15 protein-coding genes and 1 pseudogene are annotated in these 20389 nt (G+C 69.9%); 7 read left to right on the forward strand and 9 right to left on the reverse strand.

Annotation, left to right across the window (positions count from 1 at the left end; all coding sequences use genetic code 11):
- Positions 1–17: 17 nt before the first annotated feature.
- From BCR55_RS19770 to BCR55_RS19785, 4 genes and pseudogenes are all read right to left on the reverse strand, one after another.
- Positions 18–2273, reverse strand: a complete 2256-nt coding sequence (locus BCR55_RS19770; protein ID WP_065495563.1) for a TonB-dependent siderophore receptor — start codon at positions 2271–2273, stop codon at positions 18–20.
- 465 nt (positions 2274–2738) lie between these two features.
- The gene (locus BCR55_RS19775) at positions 2739–2942 is read right to left on the reverse strand and encodes a DUF2970 domain-containing protein (RefSeq protein ID WP_006404301.1); all 204 of its coding nucleotides are present in this window, start codon (positions 2940–2942) and stop codon (positions 2739–2741) included.
- Between the two features lie 133 nt (positions 2943–3075).
- Positions 3076–4032 (reverse strand): annotated as a pseudogene (locus BCR55_RS19780) (pyridoxamine 5'-phosphate oxidase family protein); the annotation flags it as partial.
- Positions 4029–4694, reverse strand: coding sequence for a glutathione S-transferase family protein (locus BCR55_RS19785; protein ID WP_065495575.1), 666 nt, complete (start codon positions 4692–4694; stop codon positions 4029–4031). The gene BCR55_RS19785 and the pseudogene BCR55_RS19780, both read right to left, overlap by 4 nt.
- Before the next feature lie 125 nt (positions 4695–4819).
- Between BCR55_RS19785 and BCR55_RS19790 the strand changes: the two genes are divergently transcribed.
- Positions 4820–5773: a LysR family transcriptional regulator gene (locus BCR55_RS19790; RefSeq protein ID WP_065495579.1), complete on the forward strand. Its 954-nt coding sequence runs from the start codon at positions 4820–4822 to the stop codon at positions 5771–5773.
- A 27-nt stretch (positions 5774–5800) separates the two neighbouring features.
- Here BCR55_RS19790 and BCR55_RS19795 read toward each other — a convergent pair whose 3' ends face one another.
- The gene (locus BCR55_RS19795; protein ID WP_065495584.1) at positions 5801–6478 is read right to left on the reverse strand and encodes a TetR/AcrR family transcriptional regulator; all 678 of its coding nucleotides are present in this window, start codon (positions 6476–6478) and stop codon (positions 5801–5803) included.
- A gap of 87 nt (positions 6479–6565) precedes the next feature.
- On the opposite strand from BCR55_RS19795, the gene BCR55_RS19800 reads away from it, so the two are divergent.
- From BCR55_RS19800 to BCR55_RS19810, 3 genes are read left to right on the forward strand one after another with little or no spacing between them, the layout of a single operon-like run.
- Positions 6566–7468: an SDR family oxidoreductase gene (locus BCR55_RS19800; RefSeq protein ID WP_006404307.1), complete on the forward strand. Its 903-nt coding sequence runs from the start codon at positions 6566–6568 to the stop codon at positions 7466–7468.
- Positions 7465–9027 carry an NAD(P)/FAD-dependent oxidoreductase gene (locus tag BCR55_RS19805; RefSeq protein WP_053297909.1) on the forward strand — a complete coding sequence of 521 codons (1563 nt, stop codon included), beginning with the start codon at positions 7465–7467 and terminating at the stop codon, positions 9025–9027. Before BCR55_RS19800 ends, BCR55_RS19805 begins: the two co-directional genes overlap by 4 nt.
- Positions 9028–9034: 7 nt before the next feature.
- A complete protein-coding gene (locus BCR55_RS19810) occupies positions 9035–10015 on the forward strand; it encodes an alpha/beta fold hydrolase (RefSeq protein WP_053297910.1) in 981 nt (326 codons plus the stop codon).
- Between the two features lie 283 nt (positions 10016–10298).
- Here the strand turns inward: BCR55_RS19810 and BCR55_RS19815 are convergent, their stop codons facing one another.
- On the reverse strand, positions 10299–10697 hold the full coding sequence (locus BCR55_RS19815; RefSeq protein ID WP_006404310.1) for a carboxymuconolactone decarboxylase family protein: 399 nt from the start codon (positions 10695–10697) through the stop codon (positions 10299–10301).
- 352 nt (positions 10698–11049) lie between these two features.
- Between BCR55_RS19815 and BCR55_RS33940 the strand changes: the two genes are divergently transcribed.
- The 3 genes from BCR55_RS33940 to BCR55_RS19830 all read left to right on the forward strand — a co-directional run bounded on the left by BCR55_RS33940 (position 11050) and on the right by BCR55_RS19830 (position 16292).
- On the forward strand, positions 11050–13749 hold the full coding sequence (locus tag BCR55_RS33940; protein WP_065495586.1) for a collagen-like triple helix repeat-containing protein: 2700 nt from the start codon (positions 11050–11052) through the stop codon (positions 13747–13749).
- 120 nt (positions 13750–13869) lie between these two features.
- Positions 13870–15153, forward strand: a complete 1284-nt coding sequence (locus BCR55_RS19825; RefSeq protein WP_006404315.1) for an isoprenylcysteine carboxylmethyltransferase family protein — start codon at positions 13870–13872, stop codon at positions 15151–15153.
- Positions 15154–15662: 509 nt separating this feature from the next.
- Positions 15663–16292: an acetyltransferase gene (locus tag BCR55_RS19830; RefSeq protein ID WP_065495588.1), complete on the forward strand. Its 630-nt coding sequence runs from the start codon at positions 15663–15665 to the stop codon at positions 16290–16292.
- Here BCR55_RS19830 and BCR55_RS19835 read toward each other — a convergent pair.
- Genes BCR55_RS19835 through BCR55_RS19845 form a run of 3 tightly spaced genes read right to left on the reverse strand, consistent with a single transcriptional unit; the run spans position 16289 to position 20382 of the window.
- Positions 16289–16930: a DUF2894 domain-containing protein gene (locus BCR55_RS19835; RefSeq protein WP_065495590.1), complete on the reverse strand. Its 642-nt coding sequence runs from the start codon at positions 16928–16930 to the stop codon at positions 16289–16291. The genes BCR55_RS19830 and BCR55_RS19835 overlap by 4 nt on opposite strands.
- Positions 16927–17571 carry an OmpA family protein gene (locus tag BCR55_RS19840; protein ID WP_065495592.1) on the reverse strand — a complete coding sequence of 215 codons (645 nt, stop codon included), beginning with the start codon at positions 17569–17571 and terminating at the stop codon, positions 16927–16929. Before BCR55_RS19840 ends, BCR55_RS19835 begins: the two co-directional genes overlap by 4 nt.
- A 3-nt stretch (positions 17572–17574) precedes the next feature.
- Entirely contained in the window at positions 17575–20382 is a 2808-nt protein-coding gene (locus BCR55_RS19845) for a DUF802 domain-containing protein (RefSeq protein ID WP_065495594.1), read from the reverse strand.
- Between the last annotated feature and the right edge of the window lie 7 nt (positions 20383–20389).

Consider the following 20389-nt stretch of genomic DNA (forward strand, 5'->3'; position numbering starts at 1 on the left):
TAGCCGCTGCGCGGCGATCAGAAATCATAGGTCAACGACACGCGCGCGGTGCGCGGCGCGCCGGGGAACAGATACGCGTCGCCCTGCTGCTCGCCGGCGTCGCGCCAGTAGAACTTGTTGAACAGATTGTCCACCGACACGCGCAGCACGGTGCGATGGCCGGCGATCTTCGTCGTATAGCGCGCGCCGAGATTGAACACGAACCACGACGGCACGCGCGCGGTGCCTTCTTCGTTCGCGTTGCGGCTCGCGCTGTACTCGACGCCGCCGAGCACGTCGAGCCCGGCGACGCCGGGCACCGCGTAGTCGGCATACAGCGACGCGCGCAGCGCCGGCACGTTGATGATCTGATGCCCTTCGTACGCGGCGCTGCCCGAATCGTACGCGCGGGCGCGAATCGCGGCGACGCTCGCGGACAGCGACAGGCGCTCGGTGAGCCGCCCGGCCGCGCCGAGCTCGATCCCCTGATGCCGCTGCGTGCCGCGCTGCACGAACGTGTAGCTGCTGCCCGACGCATCGGGATCGGCGAACTGGAACGGCTTGCTGATCGTGAACAGCGCGGCCGTCAGGCTCAGCCGGTCGAGCCAGTCGTACTTCGCGCCGACTTCGACCTGATGCGATTCGACCGGCGGCAGGAACGCATACGCATTGGTCGCGCGCAGGGGCGCCTGATCGCCGAGCGACAGCGCCTTGCTGTACGACGCATAGAGCGACAACGCACGCACCGGCTTGTACACGAGCGCGACCTGCGGCAAGAACACGGAACGATCGGTGCGCGTGGCCGGGCCGTCGATGCTGTCCCAGCTGCGTTGACGCAGCAGCACTTCCTTGCCGCCCGCGAGCACCTGCCAGTGTTCGCCGATGCTGATGCGGTCGAGCCCGAACAGTCCGTACTGCCATGCGTCGAGCTGCGGATACGACGGGCCCGCCACGTTCGGCGACGGCGCGAACGCGACATCGGGACCGTAGATGTTCTCGCTGCCGACGTAGTCGTACACCGCACTCGCCATGTGCACGACGCGACGCTGCACGCTCAGGCCGAGCGTCAGCTCGTGCCGCAGCGGCCCGGTCGCGAACTTGCCCGTCGTCACCGCGCGCACGTCGTCGTTGCGGCGGTATTCGCCGGGGCTGCGGAAGTCGTACACGTCGTAGTCGCCATTCGCGCCGAAGAAGAACGGCGACGTCGTGCCGGCCACGCAGCTCGCCGCGTAGTAGCAGCCGTATGCAAACGCGCTGTTGTCGTCGATCATCGTGCGGCTGCGGCCGGCGGCGATGTACGCTTTCCAGTCGTCGTTGAACTGATAGTCGAAGCGCGCGTTCAGGTTCAGCGCATCGGTCGTGACGGGCTTCGCCCACGGCTGGGTGCCGAGCGCCTTCGACGTCGTATGCACCGACGGTACGACGGTGCCGCCGAGCAGTTGATAGCCGGGTGCGGAACGCTGGATCCACTGCTGGAACTCGGCGTTCAGCTGCAGGCTCGCACGCGGGCTGATGTCCCAGTCGACGGCGATCGAACCGAACGTGCGGCGTCCGTTCGTACCGTCGATGTACGAGTGCATGTTTTCCTTCGCGGCGTTCACGCGGAAGCCGAACTGGTTGTCCGGCCCGAAGCGCCGGCCGACGTCCACGGCCGCCGATGTCGAGCCGCGGCTGTCGACGCCCGCGGTCACGCTCGCGACGTTGGCGGAGCGCTTGGTCACGAAGTTGATCACGCCGCCCGGCGCGACGACGCCGCTGTCGATGCCGGCGAGCCCTTTCAGGATCTCGACGCGTTCCTTGTTCTCGAGCGGCACGTTCTGCTCGCCGGACACCGTCAGCCCGTCGATCCGGATCGCGCTCGCCAGGTCGACCGGAAAGCCGCGGATCGCGAAGCCTTCAAAGTAGCCGACCGGTGCGTAGTCGTTGACGACCGACGCGTCGTTGCGCACGACGTCGCTCAAGCGCTTCGCCTGCTGATCGTCGAGCTGCGCGCGCGTGACGACGTTGACCGACGCGGGCGTGTCGAGCAGCGGCGCGTCGTCGAAACCGGCGACCGATGCTTCGCGCGCGCGATAGGTATGGCCGCGTGCGCCGCTGACCGTGATCGCCGGCAGCGTCGCATCGGGTGCCGCCGTGGCGGCCGCTGCGGGCGTCGCTTCGGCGCCCGATGCGGGCGCGTCGCCCGGTGCCGCGACGGCCTGCGCCGCGAAAAGCGTGATGCCGAGGCCGGCGCAGAGGCCCGCATTCGCGCGGCGCCGTTGCGTACGCCGCGCGGTTGTTTTGCTTACCGTCATGGTTATGGATGGCGCACTCGCCATTCGATCCTGTCGAAACACGTTACGAAGCTGCACGGCGCGCCCCGCCGAGTGCGCCTCCGTGCGCCGTTCGCGGGACGAGCCGGACGATGCGCACGCGTACGCGCCGCTCGATCGGGAAAACGCGGGATCGGACATCGGATGCGCGCGACGCGCAACGCCGGCGCCGCCGTCGATCGTTCGTCGGACGGGCGGCGGCGGGCGCAATTGCGTGGTCGGGCATGCGGGGAACGCTTCGATGCCGCGATGGGCGAGCGATGCGGGCAGAAGCGCCGTTTACGCAACGGGGCATGCGCATCGCGCGCGGCATCGCGGCGTGGCGCGCATTTTACCGCGCGCGCGGCGCGGGGCCGGGAAATCGGCGGCGGCGGAGGGAGGACGGACGGCTGACGGTCGAGCGTGAGCGACAGCGGGCGCGGCGGGCGGCGTGATAGCGTGCCGCGCTCAAAACCCCTGCGTCGTCACGGTCGGATCGACGACCAGGTGCACGACGCCGTAAATCGCCGCGCCGACGAGCAGCGCGAGCACGATCGCGACGAACGGCAGCAGCGTGAAGTTGACGTTCGCGAGATCGGACGCGTGCGCCTTGCTGTTGCGTACGCCGAAGAAACTCCACAGAACGAGGCGGATCATGCTGAACAGCTTCATGGTGTGCTCCTTTCGTCTATCGGTTGACGCTATCGTCGGTCCGACAGGCCTGCGGAAAAAGAAGCAGTTGCGCGCGATTTTTGCGCAGCACGCGCGCTGCGGCCGCATGCCGCAGGGTACTAGCGCGCTACTTGAACTGCGGCGCGCGCTCGACCGGCGACCAGCGGAACGGCAGCACGGCCGCAGTACGCCGCACGTCCGTCACATGAAAGCGCACGACGCGTTGCGCGCCGTCGAACGACGCGACGAGCGGCCCGTCCCAGACGATCTCGGCGCGTGCGGCCACGTACAGCAGATCGCCGCGCCCGAAGTCGACGAACAGCAGCCCGGCGCGCGGGTCGTGCTGCAGGTTGCCGAGCGTATTGAACAGCCGGTTGCCGCTGAAATCGGGCGTCGCCAGCGTCCGCGCATCTTCGACGCGCACGAAGCCCGGCATTCCGCCGCGATGCGACACGTCCGCGCCGCGCGCGACGCCCGCCTCGGCCGACGCGTTCGCGCTCGCGACGAAAAACGTATCGGCTTGCGCGAGCAGCGTGCGATCGTCGTCGCCGAGACGGTCGGACCGCTGCGTCGCGGGCCGCGCGTGCCCGTCGTGCGGCGCGGCGATCGGCGTGCGCGCCTGGATGTACTTCGCGCAGTTGCCGAAACTCTGCTCGACCGCGATCGTCAGCGCGTCGCCGTCCACCGCCTGCACGACGCCGTTCACGCGATTGCGCCGCCGCGTCGCGAACTCGATGCCGAGTCCGCCGAGCAGCGCGCCGGCGTACCACGTACCGGCCAGCGGATCGTCCGGCAGCGTGCCGCCCGCGATCGTCAGCGTGCGCGCGTCGGGCGACGACACGAAGCCCGGCTCGCCGACGCGCAGCGTCGCCCACGGCTGACCGTCCGCATCGACGCCGCCGACCACGAAGAACGGCAGCTGCGCAAAGAACGTACGGTGCTGTTCGGGCATGAAGCGGCGGATACCGCGCAGCCCGATCGCATCGGCGGCGTCGGTGACGCCGGCGCGCTGCTGCACGGCGCGCTCGCCCGCATGAAACGGCGAGCCCGGCAGTTCCCAGCCCGGTATCGCGGCGGTCGGCGCGTTCACGTCGTGCTCCCGGGCGCGGCGTCGGCCAGCAGGCCCGCGCGCGTCGACTGCATCGCAATGAAGCGCGGCAGCGCCTCGATCCGCGCGAGCCACGCGCGCACGTGCGGATACGGGTCGAGCGACACGCCGCCTTCCGGCGCATGCGCGATGTACGTGTATGCGGCGATGTCGGCGATCGTCGGCTGCGCGCCGGTCGCGAACGGCTTGTCGGCGAGTTCGCCGTCGATCGCGGTCAGCAGCTTCGCGGCCGTGCGCTTCGCGGCGTCGTGATCGAGCGTCGCGCCGAACACGGTGACGAGCCGCGCGGCCGCCGGCCCCGTCGCGATCGGCCCGGCCGCGAACGACAGCCAGCGCTGCACGGCCGCCGCGCCGAGCGGATCGTCGGGCAGCCAATGCGCGTCGCCGTAGCGCTTCGCGAGATACACGAGGATCGCGTTCGAATCGGCGAGCACGGTGCCGTTGTCGTCGATCACCGGCACCTGGCCGAGCGGATTCAGCGCGAGAAACGCCGGTGCGCGCTGCGCGCCGGCCGCGAGATCGACGTCGACGGTCTCGAACGGCAGACCGAGCAGCGACAGGAACAGCCGGACGCGATGCGCGTGCCCCGACAGCGGAAACGAATAGACGCGGATCGGCGATACGGGCTGGGCAGCAGCAGGCATGTAAGAACTCCGGATTCACGCGTCGCCGGACGCGGCGACGAACGGCCTCAGCGTACCGCTCGCCGACGTTCGCCAGAAGGCGGATAATCGCGGAAACATTATCCGCTTCCATAGGACAATCGACGATGGCCGATCTGCGCGACGTGAACCTGAACCGGCTGGCGGTGTTCGTTGCGGTCGTCGAAGCGGGGTCGCTGACGGCCGCGGCCGAACGGCTCGGCCTCGCGAAGACGGTGGTCAGCACACACATGCAGCGTCTCGAATCGGAAGTCGGCGCAAACCTGCTCGTGCGCACGACGCGGCGGCTCAGCGTGACCGACGCGGGCCGCGCGTTCTACGATGCGTGCCGCGACATCGTGCAGGCCGCCGAAACGGCGCTCGACGCCGTGTCGTCCGACGCCGGGCCGCTGCGCGGCACGCTGCGCGTGAGCGTGCCGGTCGACTACGGCGCGCAGGTCGTCGCGCCGGCGGTCGTCGCGCTGCGCGATGCGCATCCGTCGCTCGACGTCGAGCTGATCGCGAACGACCGCGTGGTCGATCTCGTCGCGGAGAACCTCGACGTCGCCGTCCGCATCGGCCGGCTCGCCGATTCGAACTATCGCGCGGTGCAGCTCGGCACGTACGAGAAGTGGCTGGTGGCAAGCCCCGCGTTCGTCGCGCGCTACGGGCTGCCGCGCGATCCGGCCGCGCTCGCGGCGCTGCCGTTCGTGATGCTGTCGACGCTTGCGCGCCCGCATACGCTCGAACTCGAAAGCGCACGCGGCGCCAAGGCGTCGGTGCGCTGTAGCGCGTCGGTCGTGTCGAACACGGCAACCGCCTGCCGCGCGATCGCGCTCGCGGGTGGCGGCTTCGGGCTGCTGACGGATTTCTCGATCGCGGACGACGTCGCGGCCGGCTCGCTCGTGCGGCTGCTGCCCGCATGGCGCGCGGCGCCGGCCGGGATTCACGCGGTGTATCCGTCGACGCGGCTGCCGTCGCCGAAGGTGCGCGCGTTCATCGACGCGATGAAGGCGACGATCGGCACGACGCCGCGCACGCCGCCCGCACGCCCCGCGACGCGCAGGCGCACCGCGCGCTGAAGCGCGAGTGCGGCGCGCCGGTCTCGTTCACGTCGGCAACTTGTCCGCGCCGCCCGCTTCCCGCAACGTCCCCAGCAGCACCTTCCTGCAACTCGCGACCATCTGCGCTTCGGGATCGCGATAGCCGGTCAGCAGCCAGGCCGCGCCGACGTTCGTCATCGCGCCGACGAGCGCGAGCCCGATCAGCCGCTGCTCGGTGCGTTCGGCGACGGTCTGCGGCTCGCGCGCCGAGCCGATCGCCATGATCAGCTTGCCGAAGTCGATCAGCATCCGCTGGTAGGTCGCATCGGTATCCGCGCTGACGCCCATCACTTCGAGTAGCAGCACGCGCGCCGCGCACGGATCGCGCAGGAAGCCGAAGAACGCGGCGAGCCCCGCATCGATGCGCTCGTGCAGTGCGCCGCCGTGCTCGGCCACCGCATGCGCGACCGCGTCGTGCAACTGCTGCGCGTGATGCAGGTACGTGCAGCGCAGCAGATCTTCGGTACTGTCGAATGCCGCATAGAAATAGCGGTCGTTCAGCTTCGCCTCCTGGCAGATCGCGCGCACGGTCGCCTTGCGAAAGCCGATCGTGCCGAACACGCGCGTGGCCGCGCGGATCAGCGCGTCGCGCCGCTCCGCCGCGCGTACCTCGGGCGCCACGCCGCCATACGCGCGGCCCCGCTTTTCCGTTTCGAGTGCTTTCTCCATTTCGCTATTTGACATCAGGACACCCGAAAACTAAAGTGGTGACGACCAACACCACAATAGACACGCCGCCGGCACGACGGTAGCGAAACGGGAGGACGACGAATGAAGGGTTTTTCCGGCAAGGTCGCCGCAATCACGGGCGCCGGTTCGGGGATGGGCCGCAGCCTGGCGGTCGAGCTCGCGCGGCGCGGCTGCGAGGTGGCCCTCGCCGACGTCAACGACGTCGGGCTCGCCGGCACGGCGGCCGCATGCGCGAAGCACGGCGTGCGTACGAGCACGCGGCGCGTCGACGTCGCCGACCGCGACGCCGTGTTCGCGTGGGCCGATTTCGTGCGCGCCGAACACGGCAAGGTGAACCTGATCTTCAACAACGCAGGCGTGTCGCTGGCCGCGAGCGCCGAGACGGCGAGCCGCGCCGATCTCGAATGGATCGTCGGCATCAACTTCTGGGGCGTCGTGCACGGCACGCAGGCGTTCCTCCCGCATTTGCGCGCGTCCGGCGACGGGCACGTGGTCAATACGTCGAGCCTGTTCGGGCTCATCGCGATGCCGACGCAAAGCGCGTACAACGCGACGAAGTTCGCGGTGCGCGGCTTCACCGAAGCGCTGCGGATGGAGCTCGAACTCGACGGCGCGCCTGTGAGCGCGACCTGCGTGCATCCGGGCGGCGTCGCGACGAACATCGTCGATGCGAGCCGCGTCGACACCAGCATTCACGCGCTCACCGGCCAGGACGAAGCGACCCATCGCCGTCAGGCGAATCGCCTGATCAATGCGACGACCGCCGACGACGCCGCCCGGCAGATCCTCGCCGGCGTCGAGCGCAACGCGCGCCGCGTGCTGGTCGGCGCCGATGCGCGCCGCCTCGACACGCTCGCGCGCCTGCTCGGCGCCGGCTATCAGCGGCTCGTGCTGCGCCACGTGCGCCGCGCCCGCGCGCGCAATCTCGCCCGCACGGCCACGCCGGCCGCGCACGCCTCCACCGCGATCAAGGACACCGCATGACCTCGACGACGACCGACCGGCGCGCCGCGCCGCCCGCCTGCGGCGACAGCCGCGACCTCGACGTGCTGATCGTCGGTGCCGGCCTGTCCGGTATCGGCGCGGCCTATCACCTGAACAAGCGCTGCCCGCATGCGAGCGTCGCGATCGTCGAGGCGCGCGACGCGATCGGCGGCACGTGGGATCTGTTCCGCTATCCGGGCGTGCGTTCGGATTCCGACATGTTCACGCTCGGCTACAGCTTCCGCCCGTGGCACAGCGACAAGGCGATCTCCGACGGCCAGACGATCCTCGACTACATCCGCGACACCGCGCGCACGTACGGGATCGACAAGCTGATCCGCTACGGGCAGAAGGTCGTCGCGGCCGACTGGGATTCGAACCATGCACGCTGGACGGTGCGCGTCGAGCGCACGCGCGACGGCGCGACCGACACGCTCGTCTACACGTGCCGCTTCCTCTATATGTGCAGCGGCTACTACGACTACGATGCGGGCTACCTGCCCGACTGGCCCGCGATGGACACGTTCGAGGGCCGCATCGTGCATCCGCAGCACTGGCCGAAGGATCTGTCGTACGCGAACCGGCGCGTCGTCGTGATCGGCAGCGGCGCGACGGCCGTCACGCTCGTGCCGTCGATGGCGGCCGACGCGCAGCACGTGACGATGCTGCAGCGCTCGCCCACCTACATCGTGTCGCTGCCGGCGCGCGACAAGATCGCGAATGCGCTGCGCCGCGTGCTGCCGTCGCGGCTCGCGCACCGGCTCGTGCGCGTGAAGAACGTGCTGTTGACGATGTATCTGTACAACGTGTCGCGCCGCAAGCCCGAGCGCACGAAGCAGTTCATCATCCGCGCCGCGAGCCGGCAGCTCGGCCCCGACTTCGACGTCGCGAAGCATCTGACGCCGCGCTACAACCCTTGGGACCAGCGCCTCTGTCTCGTGCCGAACGGCGATCTGTTCAAGGCGATCCGCGCGGGCCGCGCGTCGATCGTCACCGACGAGATCGAACGCTTCACGCCGACCGGGCTGAAACTGAAAAGCGGCGCACAGCTCGACGCCGACGTGATCGTCACCGCGACCGGCCTGAAGGTGAAGATGCTCGGCGGCGCGCGCGTGACGGTCGACGGCCGCGCGGTCGACCTGCCGCAGACGGTGTCCTATAAAGGGATGATGTACAGCGACGTGCCGAACCTCGCGTCGTCGTTCGGCTATACGAACGCGTCGTGGACGCTGAAAGCCGAACTGATCGCGCGCTACGTGTGCCGGCTGCTGAACCACATGCGCGCGCACGGGTACGATACCTGCGTGCCGCGCCTCGCGCCCGGCGATCTCGGCGACGTGCCGGCCGTGAACCTGAGCTCCGGCTATATCCAGCGCGCGGCCGGCATCCTGCCGAAGCAGGGCCACCGCAAGCCGTGGAAGTTTCATCAGAACTACGTGCTCGATCTCGCATCGCTGAAGTTCAGCGGCCTCGCCGACTCGGCAATGCATTTCGAACGCCGCGCGACAGCCGGCCCGGCGGCGACGCCGGCGACCGAACCCGTACTCAAAACCCGCTGAGGCCGCCATGAGCCCGACGCTCCATCTGATCCTGAACATCCTGCTCGGCATCGTCGCGGTGCTCGCCGCGCTCGCGCTGTTTTCCGGCTACGTCGCGCGCCGCGTGACGCGCGCGTTTCCGCCCGAAGGGCGCGTCGTCGAGGTCGGCGGCGACCGCATCCACTATGTCGAATACGGCAGCGGCACGCCGATCGTGTTCGTGCACGGGCTCGCCGGCCAGTTGCGCAACTTCGCGTATCTGCCGCTCGCGCGGCTCGCGCAGCATCACCGCGTGATTCTCGTCGACCGGCCGGGCGCCGGCCGCTCGACCCGCGGCGCCGGATCGCAGGCGAACGTGTTCGCGCAGGCGCGCACGATCGCCGCGTTCATCGACGCGCTGCGGCTCGACCGCCCCGTGCTCGTCGGCCATTCGCTCGGCGGCGCGATCGCGCTCGCGGTCGGGCTGAACCATCCGGAGCGCGTGAGCCGGCTCGCGCTGATCGCGCCGCTGTCGCATCCGCAGTCCGAGCCGCCCGCGCCGTTCCGGCCGCTCGTGCTGCCGTCGCCGCTCGTGCGCCGCTTCGTGTCGTGGACCTTCGCGATCCCGATGACGATCCTGACCGGCCGCCAGGCCGTGCGCCTCGTGTTCGCGCCCGAGGACGTGCCGCACGACTTCGCGGTCAAGGGCGGCGGCCTGCTCGGGCTGCGGCCTGCCAGCTTCTATGCGACCGCCACCGACCTGCTGTGCGCGCCCGACGATCTGCCCGCGATGGAAAGCCGCTACGCGGAACTCGCGGTGCCGGTCGACGTGCTGTATGGACGCGAGGACCGAATCCTCGACTGGCGCGCCCACGGCGACGCGCTCGCGAAGAAGTCGGCGCGCGTGCGGCTGACGGTCGTCGAAGGCGGGCACATGCTGCCCGTGACGATGCCGGAAGCGACCGCCGACTGGCTGCTCGAGGTGGCCGCCGCGCCGGTGACGGCGGCGGCGGCGCGCGCGGCGCACTGAACGGTGCGCTGCCCGGCGCACTGAGCGGCGCAGACAGCGGGCGCGGCCTGGTCGGCCTTGTTGGCCTGTGTCGGTCTGTGTCGGCTTGCGCTGGCTTGCGCTGGCTTGCGCTGGCTTGCGCTGGCTTGCGTTGGCTTGCGTCGGCTTGCATGGGCTTGCATTGGCTTGCGTCAAACTGCGTCGGACCGCGTCCGACTCCCTCGATCGTCGGTTGGCGATGGTGCCCCGCAGCGACGCGCGCCGTGGCGTTACGCGGCGGGCGGCCGTGGAAGCCGTGGTCGAATCAGCTGCCGTCGTCCGGCAACTCGAGGCCGAGTGCGGCAATCACGTCGCGCGCGCTGCGGAACGCCTCGACCGCGGCCGGCGCGCCCGCATACAGCGCGCTGTGCAGCAGCACCTCGCGGATTTCGACGAGCGTCGCGCCGTTGTTCAGCGCGCCGCGCACGTGCCCCTTCAGCTCGGTGCTGCGGCCGAGCGCCGCCAGCATCGCGCACGTGCAGAGGCTGCGCGTCTTCAGATCGATCCCGCCGCGCTGCCATGTGCTGCCCCATGCGTGCTCGTTCAGCCAGTCCTGCAGCGGCCGCGAAAAGCCGTCGAGGTCGCGCATCGCGCGCTCGACGAACGGCTCCCCCATCACCTCGGTCCGACGCGCCTTGCCGCGCTCCCTGTCCTGTTCGCTCATGTCCGTATCCTGTCTCGGGTCGCGGCCGCTTCGATCGGGGCCCGCAGCCGGATGGGCCCGCTTCATGTTCGCGGCGCGCCCGCGTTTCGTCAAAGACGCGGCGCTCGGTGACGGCCGTTACGTCGCGCGATGCTACGTAACATCGCGCGCCGCGTTACGGCAGCTTACGGGAACATCACGGCGACTCGCCGGGCGGTCGCGCAGTGGCCGTTCGGGAAATCGGCGCTACGGCGTTTAAATCGCATCGAAACTCCCGGTTTTCGCAACGAAACGACCGGCGTGATCGCCGAAGTTGGCATGGCGCGGAATTTGCAGATAAGGGCTTCGGACAACTTCCAATGTCGAGGCCAACATGCACCATTACTTCAACAAGACGACGGTCGCGCTGGCTGTGTCGTCGCTTCTCGCGCTGTACGGCTGCGGCTCCGTCGACGGGCCGACCACGCCGCCGACCGTCAAGCCGAGCACGTCGGGAACGTCGGGCGGCGGCGGGACGTCGGGGACTTCGGGTGGCGGTAGTTCGGGGACGTCCGGTGGCGGTAGTTCTTCAGGGACGTCGGGGGCGACGTCGGGGACTTCCGGGACTTCGGGTACGTCTGGTACTTCGGGTACTTCGGGTACTTCGGGCACGTCCGGTACTTCGGGCACGTCCGGTACTTCGGGTACGTCCGGTACTTCGGGTACGTCTGGCACCTCGGGTACGTCTGGCACCTCGGGTACGTCTGGCACCTCGGGTACGTCTGGCACCTCGGGTACGTCTGGCACCTCGGGCACGTCCGGTACCTCGGGCACGTCCGGCACTTCGGGCACGTCCGGTACCTCGGGTACGTCCGGCACTTCGGGTACGTCGGGCACCTCCGGTACGTCCGGTACTTCGGGTACGTCTGGCACTTCCGGTACGTCTGGCACCTCGGGTACTTCGGGCACGTCCGGTACCTCAGGTACGTCTGGCACCTCCGGCACGTCGGGCACGTCCGGTACGTCTGGCACCTCGGGTACTTCGGGCACGTCCGGTACGTCAGGTACGTCTGGCACCTCCGGCACCTCCGGCACGTCCGGCACGTCCGGCACTTCGGGCACCTCGGGTACGTCCGGTACTTCGGGCACGTCCGGCACTTCAGGCACGTCGGGCACTTCCGGTACGTCCGGCACCTCCGGCACGTCCGGCACTTCGGGCACCTCGGGTACGTCCGGTACTTCGGGCACGTCCGGCACTTCAGGCACGTCCGGCACTTCCGGTACTTCCGGTACTTCCGGTACGTCCGGCACTTCCGGTACTTCGGGTACGTCCGGCACTTCGGGTACGTCCGGCACTTCGGGCACCTCCGGCACCTCGGGCACTTCGGGCACTTCGGGCACTTCGGGCACCTCGGGCACCTCGGGCACGTCCGGCACCGGCGTCACCCCGCTCGGCAACGTCCTGCAGAAATCCGGCAATCTCGTCACGTCGCTTGGCACCGTCGTCGCGAACGGCGGCGCACAGATCGGCGGCGTCACGGTTCCCGGCACGAACCCCACGACCGCGACCAGCGTCGGCAATGCCGTCACGAGCCTCGGCAACGGCGTGCAGTCGGTCGGCAACGGGATCGCGGCCGGCCTCGGCTCGATCGGCGTGTCGTCGAACCCGCTCGGCCCGACGCTCACGTCGACCACCGGACTGCTCACCGGCACCGGCGGCGCGGTCGGCAACCTCGGCAACGCGGTGAAGAGCCTGGGCGCGGGCCCGCTGTCGCCGCTGTCGCCCGTCACGACGCTGGTCGGCGACCTCGCGAACACGGTCGGCACCGCAGTGAACTCGACCGCCTCGGACCTCAACACCGCGCTGAACAGCACGCCGGTCCAGCAGCTCGAGACGCAGCTCGGCAAGGTGATCAACCCGATCACGAACACGCTGACCGGCGGCGTCGACAAGCCCGGCGTCACGCAGACGCTCGGCAGCGCGACGCTGCTCGGTGCACCGCTGAACGGCCTGCTGAGCACGCTCGGCGGCGGCCTCGGCGTCGCCGGCACGAAGATCGGCGGCGCGACGGACTATCCGGTCGGCCAGGCCCTCGGCGGCGTCGTCGGTCAGCTCGGCGCCACGACGACGTCGGTCGGCGGCCTGCTGTACGGCGGCAGCTCGAGCAGCGGCACGAACCCGCTCGCACCGCTCACGGGCCTGCTCGGTTCGCTGACCGGCGGCCTCGGCGGCATCGGCGGCGGCAGCTCCAGCGGGTCGAGCGGCACCGGCGGGACCAGCGGAACGAGCGGCGGCCCGCTCGGCCCGATCACGGGGCTCCTCGGCTCGCTGACCGGCACGCTCGGCGGCATCGGCTCGAGCGGCACCGGCGGAACGAGCGGCACCAGTGGCACGAGCGGCGGCCCGCTCAGCCCGATCACGGGGCTGCTCGGTACGGTGACCGGCACGCTCGGCGGCATCGGTGGAACGAGCGGCACCAGCGGCACCAGCGGAACGAGCGGCAGTCCGCTCAGCCCGATCACGGGGCTGCTCGGTACGGTGACCGGCACGCTCGGCGGCATCGGTGGAACGAGCGGCACCAGCGGCACCAGCGGAACGAGCGGCAGCCCGCTTGGCCCGATCACGGGGCTGCTCGGCACGGTGACCGGCACGCTCGGCGGCATCGGCGGCATCGGCGGCATCGGCGGCTCGAGCGGCACTGGCGGAACGAGCGGAACGAGCGGCACCGGCGGAACCAGCGGCACCGGTGTCGGCGGCCTGCTCGCGCCCGTGACGAACCTCGTCAACACGCTGACGCCGCTCGGCGCGAGCCTGACGGGCACGATCACGACGCCGGCCGGTGGCCTGACCGGCGCGGTCGGCGGCGTCCTGACCGGCACGCTGACGCCGCCCACGGCCGGCGTCGGTGGCGGTGCGGGCGCCGGTGCAACCGGCGGCGCCGGCGGCGCGGCGACGACGCCGTCCGGCGGCGGCACCGTGTCGGCCGGGCTGAGCGGCAGTTCGAACGGCGGGGCGGCCGCGGGCGGCACGGGCAACCTGCTGTCGCCGGTGACGAACCTGCTCGGCGGTCTGCTGGGCGGCACGAAGAAGTAACGCGGTACGCACTAGAACCAAAGGCCAATGGCCGGGCACACATCATTCCAAAGCCCGGCCGACGGCCGGCGTCACCCGCCGCGCGGGGACGCCGGCCCCCATCCTGACGAGGATCCGATCATGAATTCCACGCTCGACGGCATCGCCGCGGTCCAGGACCGCCCGCCCCGTTCCGCCACCCCGTTCCGCGCCGGCCTGCTTGGCATCGCGGCCGGCCTCTTCGCGCTCTGGATCACGCGCGATCGTCCCGACCTCGACGCGGCGACCCGCGCGGTCGTCGCGAGCCTGTCGATCATCGGCACGATCGCGTTGTACGAATTGCTGATTTCCCGTGTCTATCTGCGCCCGAGCGCGGGGCTGTCGCGCCAGGCCGTGCGGCCGCTCGGCATCGCGCGCGTCGCGACGCGGCTCGGCGCGCTCGCGTCGATCTACGCCGGAATCGGCGCGATCTACTGGCTGCTGCCCGAGTATCACGGCGCGTTCTATCTGCCGTTCTGGTCGCTGCTGCGCTCGCTCGCGCCGTATGTGATCGTCGCTGCGCCGTTCTACTTCGCGTGGATGGATCGCCATCAGCGCGAAACCGACGATGCCTACCTGCTGTGGGGCCGCTTCCTGTTTCGCCGCGAAAAGCCTGCGAACTGGCAATCGGTGCGAGAAATGCTCGCCGGCTGGGGCGTGAAGGCGTTCTTCCTGCCGCTGATGACCGTCTATCTGTCGAAGGACGCCGATCATCTGAGCGCATCGCTCGCGAATGCGCTGCACGCGCCGATGACGCTCGCGACGTTCGTCTTCCTCTACGACCTGTCGTTCACGATGGACCTGATGTTCGGCACGGTCGGCTATCTGTGCACGTTCCGCATTCTCGACAGCCACGTGCGTACCGTCGAGCCGACGACGCTCGGCTGGGTCGCCGCGCTGATCTGCTACCAGCCGTTCTGGTCGCTGATCTCGAACAACTACATCCGCTACGAAGGCTCGCTGTTCTGGGACAACTGGCTGCTGTCCGCGCCGACGCTGCGCGTGATCTGGGGCACCGTGATCATCCTGCTGCTGCTGACGTACGCGCTGTCGACGATCTCGTTCGGGCTGCGCTTCTCGAACCTGACGAACCGCGGAATCATCACGTCGGGCCCATACCGGTTCACGAAGCATCCGGCCTACATCACGAAGAACCTGTCGTACTGGATGGTCTCGGTGCCGTTCGTCGAGCCGCTCGGCTGGCAGGTCGGGCTGATGCACTGCGCGGGGCTCGTCGCGGTGAATCTCATCTACTACGTGCGCGCGAAGACCGAGGAACGTCATCTCATGCGCGACCCCGACTATCGCGCGTACGCCGAATGGATCGCGCAGCACGGGCTGTTCGCGCGGATCAGGCAAGCATTCGGCGCGCGGCAGCCGGCCTGACGCACGCGCTCGCGGGCGTCGGGCGTCGGGGCGATCGCGCGCCGACGCCCGCCCATTCGTTCGAGCACGACACCGCTTCCCGGCGCACGCGGTTGCGACCGATCGTCGCGAAACCGCGCGTTTGCGCCGTTTTCGTCGCCTTTCTCCGTCGAGCCGGTTGCCCGCGCCGGTCGCGTCGCGTATGGTGCTGACCGTCCGCGCGCAACCGATGCGCGGACACCGACCATCGCTACGTACGATGGCCGCACGGGCGTCGCCCGTCGTCACCGTCTCCGCGGCACCGCCGTTGCGCGCCGCGCGTTCTTGAGGAGAGAGGCGTGATCCACAAAATCGTGATCCTGTTCGGACTCTGCATCGCGGGCCTCGCCGCGATCGCCGCCGGTTTCCAGCACATCCCCAGCTGATTCGCGGCCCCGGCTCGCGCGTCGAGCACGGGGGCCGCTTCCATTCCGTTTTCCCTATTGCGATGAACCACCTTCTCGATACGCCCGGGACGGGCGCCTTTTGCCATGCGCATCGACGTACAGCATGCCCAGCACGACATCGACGATGAACTCGACGCGCTCTACGCGCGTCTGCACGAGCGCGGCCACCGCTTGCACGGCCTGCCGGCCGTCGCGCTCGGCGACTCGGGCCTGATCGTGCGCCACCGCGAAGCGGACGGCGAATACTTTCTTTATGTGGAAAATCCGGCCGCGCGCGAACTGGCCGGCTACACGGTGTTCAACCGGCTGCCGGAAATCCCGCGTCGCGCCGATCGCCATCTGCGCGCGCCGCATACGCGGCTGCGCGGATCGATGCAGCGCCGCGGGCTCGCGACCGCGCTCTATCGATGGGCGCTCGACGCAGGGCAGTGCCTGATCAGCGGCGCGCGGCAGTCGGTCGGCGCGGCGCAGCTGTGGAACGCGCTCGCACACGAGTACCGGCACGGCTTCGTCGACGTCGAAGGCCGCGCGCTGCGCTATCTCGGCCAAGCCGTTGCGACGCAGGTACACGATGCGCTGCACACGCGGCGCCTCTTGCTCGGCCGTGGATGGACGCTCGACGAACTGGCGCGCGCGACCGCGATGACGAATGCCGTATGCGGCGCGCCGGACAGCAGCAATGCGATGCCGTTAGCGCTGCCGTCGCGGCGCTAGCGTACGCGCGTGCGCGTGCCCTTCTTCGCCGGCTTCGCGGGCTTCGCCGTCTTCGTGCGCGCCGCCTCCTTGTCGGGCTGCGCACCGGCGCCGACGAGATCCTCGAGACACGCGAGCGCATCGACATACGAGAGGAACTGCTGCAGATACGCGGGCGACAGCTCGCGCATCGTCGACAGCGACCGGTGCACAAGGCTGTTCGAATTGAGCGGCCCCGCATTGCGCGGGACCTGGTCGAGCGATTGCCGATACTGCTGTTCGGTGCGGACCTTCGCCCAGGTCGCGCGGAAATAGTCGACGAGTTCGGGATCGATGCCACGCCGGTCCGCCTGCGCGTCGCGCGCGAGCCGCTCGACGAGTCCGGCCAGCACGCCGCGCGACGAGGCGCGCGCGGGCGCGGCATGCGCTTGCGGCGCGTCCGGTTCGGCCGGCACCGGTGTGCGGGCGACGAGCTGCGCGTATTCGTCGGCCAGCGCGGCGAGCCGCGCGTCGAGCAGCCGGCGCGCGTCGCCGTCGAGTGCGGCCGCGCGCCGTTCGAGCGCGTCGAGCCGATGGAAGCGCACCGGATCGAGCCGCGCCGCGCCCTGCTCGCGCCATGCATCGAGCATCGTGCGCACCTGCGTCGCGTCGATCGTCACCGCGCCGGCCCTCCGTTCGAGGCGGACTTGCGCGGGACCGGCGCGATCTCGACGCGGCGGTTCTTCGCGCGGCCTTCGTCGTCGGCATTCGAGCTGACTGGCTGCTCGGATCCGAACGCGGCCGCGAACACCGACGACGCCGGGACGCCCTCATCGATCAGCGCGCGCGTGACCGTCAGCGCACGTTTCGCCGACAGCTCCCAGTTGTCCGCAAACATCCGGTTGCCGGCGCGCACCTGCTGATCGTCCGCGAAGCCGCTGACCATCAGGATCTGATCGCGCGTCTTCAGATACGCGGCGAGCGGGCCGGCGAGCGTCTTCAGCAGTTCGCGGCCGTCCGGCTGCAGCTGGTCGGAGTTCAGCGCGAACAGCAGGTTGCCGGCGATCCCGATACGCCCGTTCACGAGCGTCACGCGGCCGGCCGCAAGCGGCCCCGCGAGCGCCAGTTCGAGCGTCTTGCGCTGCTGCGCTTCCTGCTGGCGCGCACGCACGGCTTCCTCGAGCTTCGACGTCAGCTGCAGCTGCATGCCGATCGCGCCGACGAGGATCAGCACGAACGCGCCGAGCAGCACCGACATCAGGTCGGCGAACGCGGGCCAGACCGGCGCGGCTTCCGCGCCGCCGTCGATTTCCTCGTGCATCGCTTACGCTCCGACGGAAGTGCGCCGCCCGGCGATCTGCTGCAAATCTTCGACGATCTGCTTCTGCGACATCATGCTCAGATCGATCACCTCGCGCGCCTGCGCGACGTAGTACTCGAGCTGTTCGTCGCTGCGCGCGAGCGACTTCTCGAGCGCGGCCTCGATGCGCTGCAGATGCGCGAGCAGCTTGTCGTTCGACTCGCCGAATACCTGCACGGCCGCGCCGAACGCATCGCCGAGGCTCGCGACGTCGACCGCACCGGCCGTCACCTGCGTGGCGACTGCATCGAGCTTGCGGCTTTGCGCGTCGACCGTGTCGTTGAAGCGCGCGCCGATCCGGTCGAGCAGATCGGCCGAGGTGCTGACGAGCGCGTCGATCGCCGCGCGCTGTTCGGTCGACGCGTGGTTGACCGCGCCGAGCAGCGTTTCGAGCGTCGCGAGCAAACGGCTGCGTTCTTCGAGCATCGCGGTGTCGCGCACCATGCTCTCCGAGAGCCGCTGACGCAGTTCGGCGACGACGTCGGCCGCCGCCTTCGGCGCTTCCGATGCGGCCTGCACGAGCCGCCCGATCTCGTTGATCGTGTCGCTCGCCTGTGCCTGCGCCTGCGCGGCGATGTCGTTCGCGGTGCGCGCGAGCGTATCGCAGATGTCCTGCTGACGCGCGGCTGCGTGTGCGCTCGCCTGCTGCCATTCGTCGCGCAGCGCGGCGGCCATCGCGGCGAGCGAGTCGTTCCAAGCGGACAGTCGTTGTTCGTCGCGCGCGGCAAGCTGCGTCTGCAGGCCGGTGTGCGAGTCGCGAATCGTCGTCAGCAGATCGTTCGAGCGTTGTTCGAAGGTGGCAGCTTGTGCGGCGAGATCGCGCGTCGTTTGTGCAAGCGCGTCGCAGATTTCCTGTTGACGGCCGGCGCTGTGTACGCCCGCGCGCTGCCATTCGTCGCCGAGCTTCGCCGCCATCGCGGCCAGCGATTCATTCCATGCGGACAGACGCTCTTCGTCGCGCGCGGCGAGCTGCGTCTGCAGGCCGGTGTGCGAGTCGCGAATCGTCGTCAGCAGATCGTTCGAGCGTTGTTCGAAGGTGGCGGCCTGTGCAGCGAGATCGCGCGTCGTTTGGGCGAGTGCATCGCAGATTTCCTGCTGACGGTCGGCGCTGTGTACGCCCGCACGCTGCCATTCGTCGCCGAGCTTCGCCGCCATCGCGGCCAGCGATTCGTTCCATGCGGACAGACGCTCTTCGTCGCGCGCGGCGAGCTGCGTCTGCAGACCGGTGTGCGAGTCGCGAATCGTCGTCAGCAGATCGTTCGAGCGTTGTTCGAAGGTGGCGGCTTGCGCAGCGAGATCGCGTGTCGTTTGCGCGAGCGCGTCGCAGATTTCCTGCTGACGGTCGGCGCTCTTCGCGCCCGCGCGTTGCCATTCGTCGCCGAGCTTCGCGGCCATCGCGGCGAGCGATTCGTTCCATGCGGCGAGCCGCTGCGCATCGCGCGCGGCGAGTTCGGTCTGCAGATGCGTGTGCGCGTCGCGCATCGCGGCGAGCGTCGACGCCGAATGGCGCTCGAACGTCGCTGCCGCGTCGCTCAATGCGCGCGCATGCTGGCCGGCCAGCGTTTCGCCGACCTGCTCCTGACGCGACAAGGCATCGCGCCACGCATCCGCGAGACGGCCTTCGGTCGATTCGAGGCGCGTCGCGACGCCGTCGAGCAAGTCCGCCGAGCGCTGCGCGAACGTGTCGGCGAACTGGCCGAGCGTCGTGTCGAGCCGCTGTGCGACCGCATCGCCGGCACTGCGCTGCGCGTCGAGCGCGCGATGCCACGCGGCCGTCACGTTTGCGGTCGCGGCCTCGAAACCGTTCGTCAGGCCGTCGAGCTGACGCTGCACCGCGCCCGACACCGTGTCGCGCAGCGCCGCCATTTCCTGCGCGAGCCCTGTCATCGTCGCGGCGACGACCGGCTGCAGCGCGGCACCGGCCACGCGCGCGCTTTCGGCCGCGCTTTCCTGCAGCGATGCGCCGACGCTCGACGCGAGACGCGCATACGCCTGCTCGGTGCGGTCGAAGAACGCCTGCTGGCTTTCGAGCTGACGCTCGTGCAGCGCGACGCTGCGCGCCTCGAGCGTCGTCATCATCGTCTGCAGCCGGTCGACGAGCGCGGGCATCGTGTCGGCCTGCTGCTGCAGCAGGCGGAACGATTCGTCGCGCCGATGCGCGGGCGTATGCACGCGCAGCGTCGTCGCGATCTGCGCGTCGAGCTGCTGCGCGGCCTCGCTGCGTTCGCGGCGCACCAGCGCCGACAGCAACCCGAGCATCGCGGACGTCGCGACGCCGGCGATCGACGTGCCGAACGCGAACCCGAGCCCCTTCACGGGCGCAATGAGCGAGGCGCGGATCGCATCGAGATCGGTCGCGCTTTCGAGCGCGGCACCCGTGCCCTTCAGCGTGACGACCATCCCGAGCAGCGTGCCGAGCATGCCGAGCAGCACGAGCAGACCGACGAGATAGGGCGTCAGTGCCGGGCCCGGCAGCGCGACGCGCGTGCCGTCGATGCGCGCACGCACCGCGCCGCGCAGGCCGGCCGGCAACGTGTCGAGCCACGCATCGAGCCGCGCCGGCGGTTCGGCGAGCGCCGCGACCGCGCGCGACAGCGCTGCGGTCGCCTGCCGGTAGCGCAGCAGTTCCCACGCGCCCGCGACGTAGCATGCGCCGATCAGCAGCGTGACGGCCGACGCGAGCGGATTCGATCCGACATAGCCGGCGGCGATCCAGCACACGGCGAGCAGACCGGCAGCGAAGACAACGAGATCAATACGAATTCTGGACATATGTAGA

Origin of the sequence: Burkholderia sp. CCA53 (genome assembly GCF_001685525.1) — a bacterium.
GTDB classification, from domain to species: domain Bacteria; phylum Pseudomonadota; class Gammaproteobacteria; order Burkholderiales; family Burkholderiaceae; genus Burkholderia; species Burkholderia multivorans.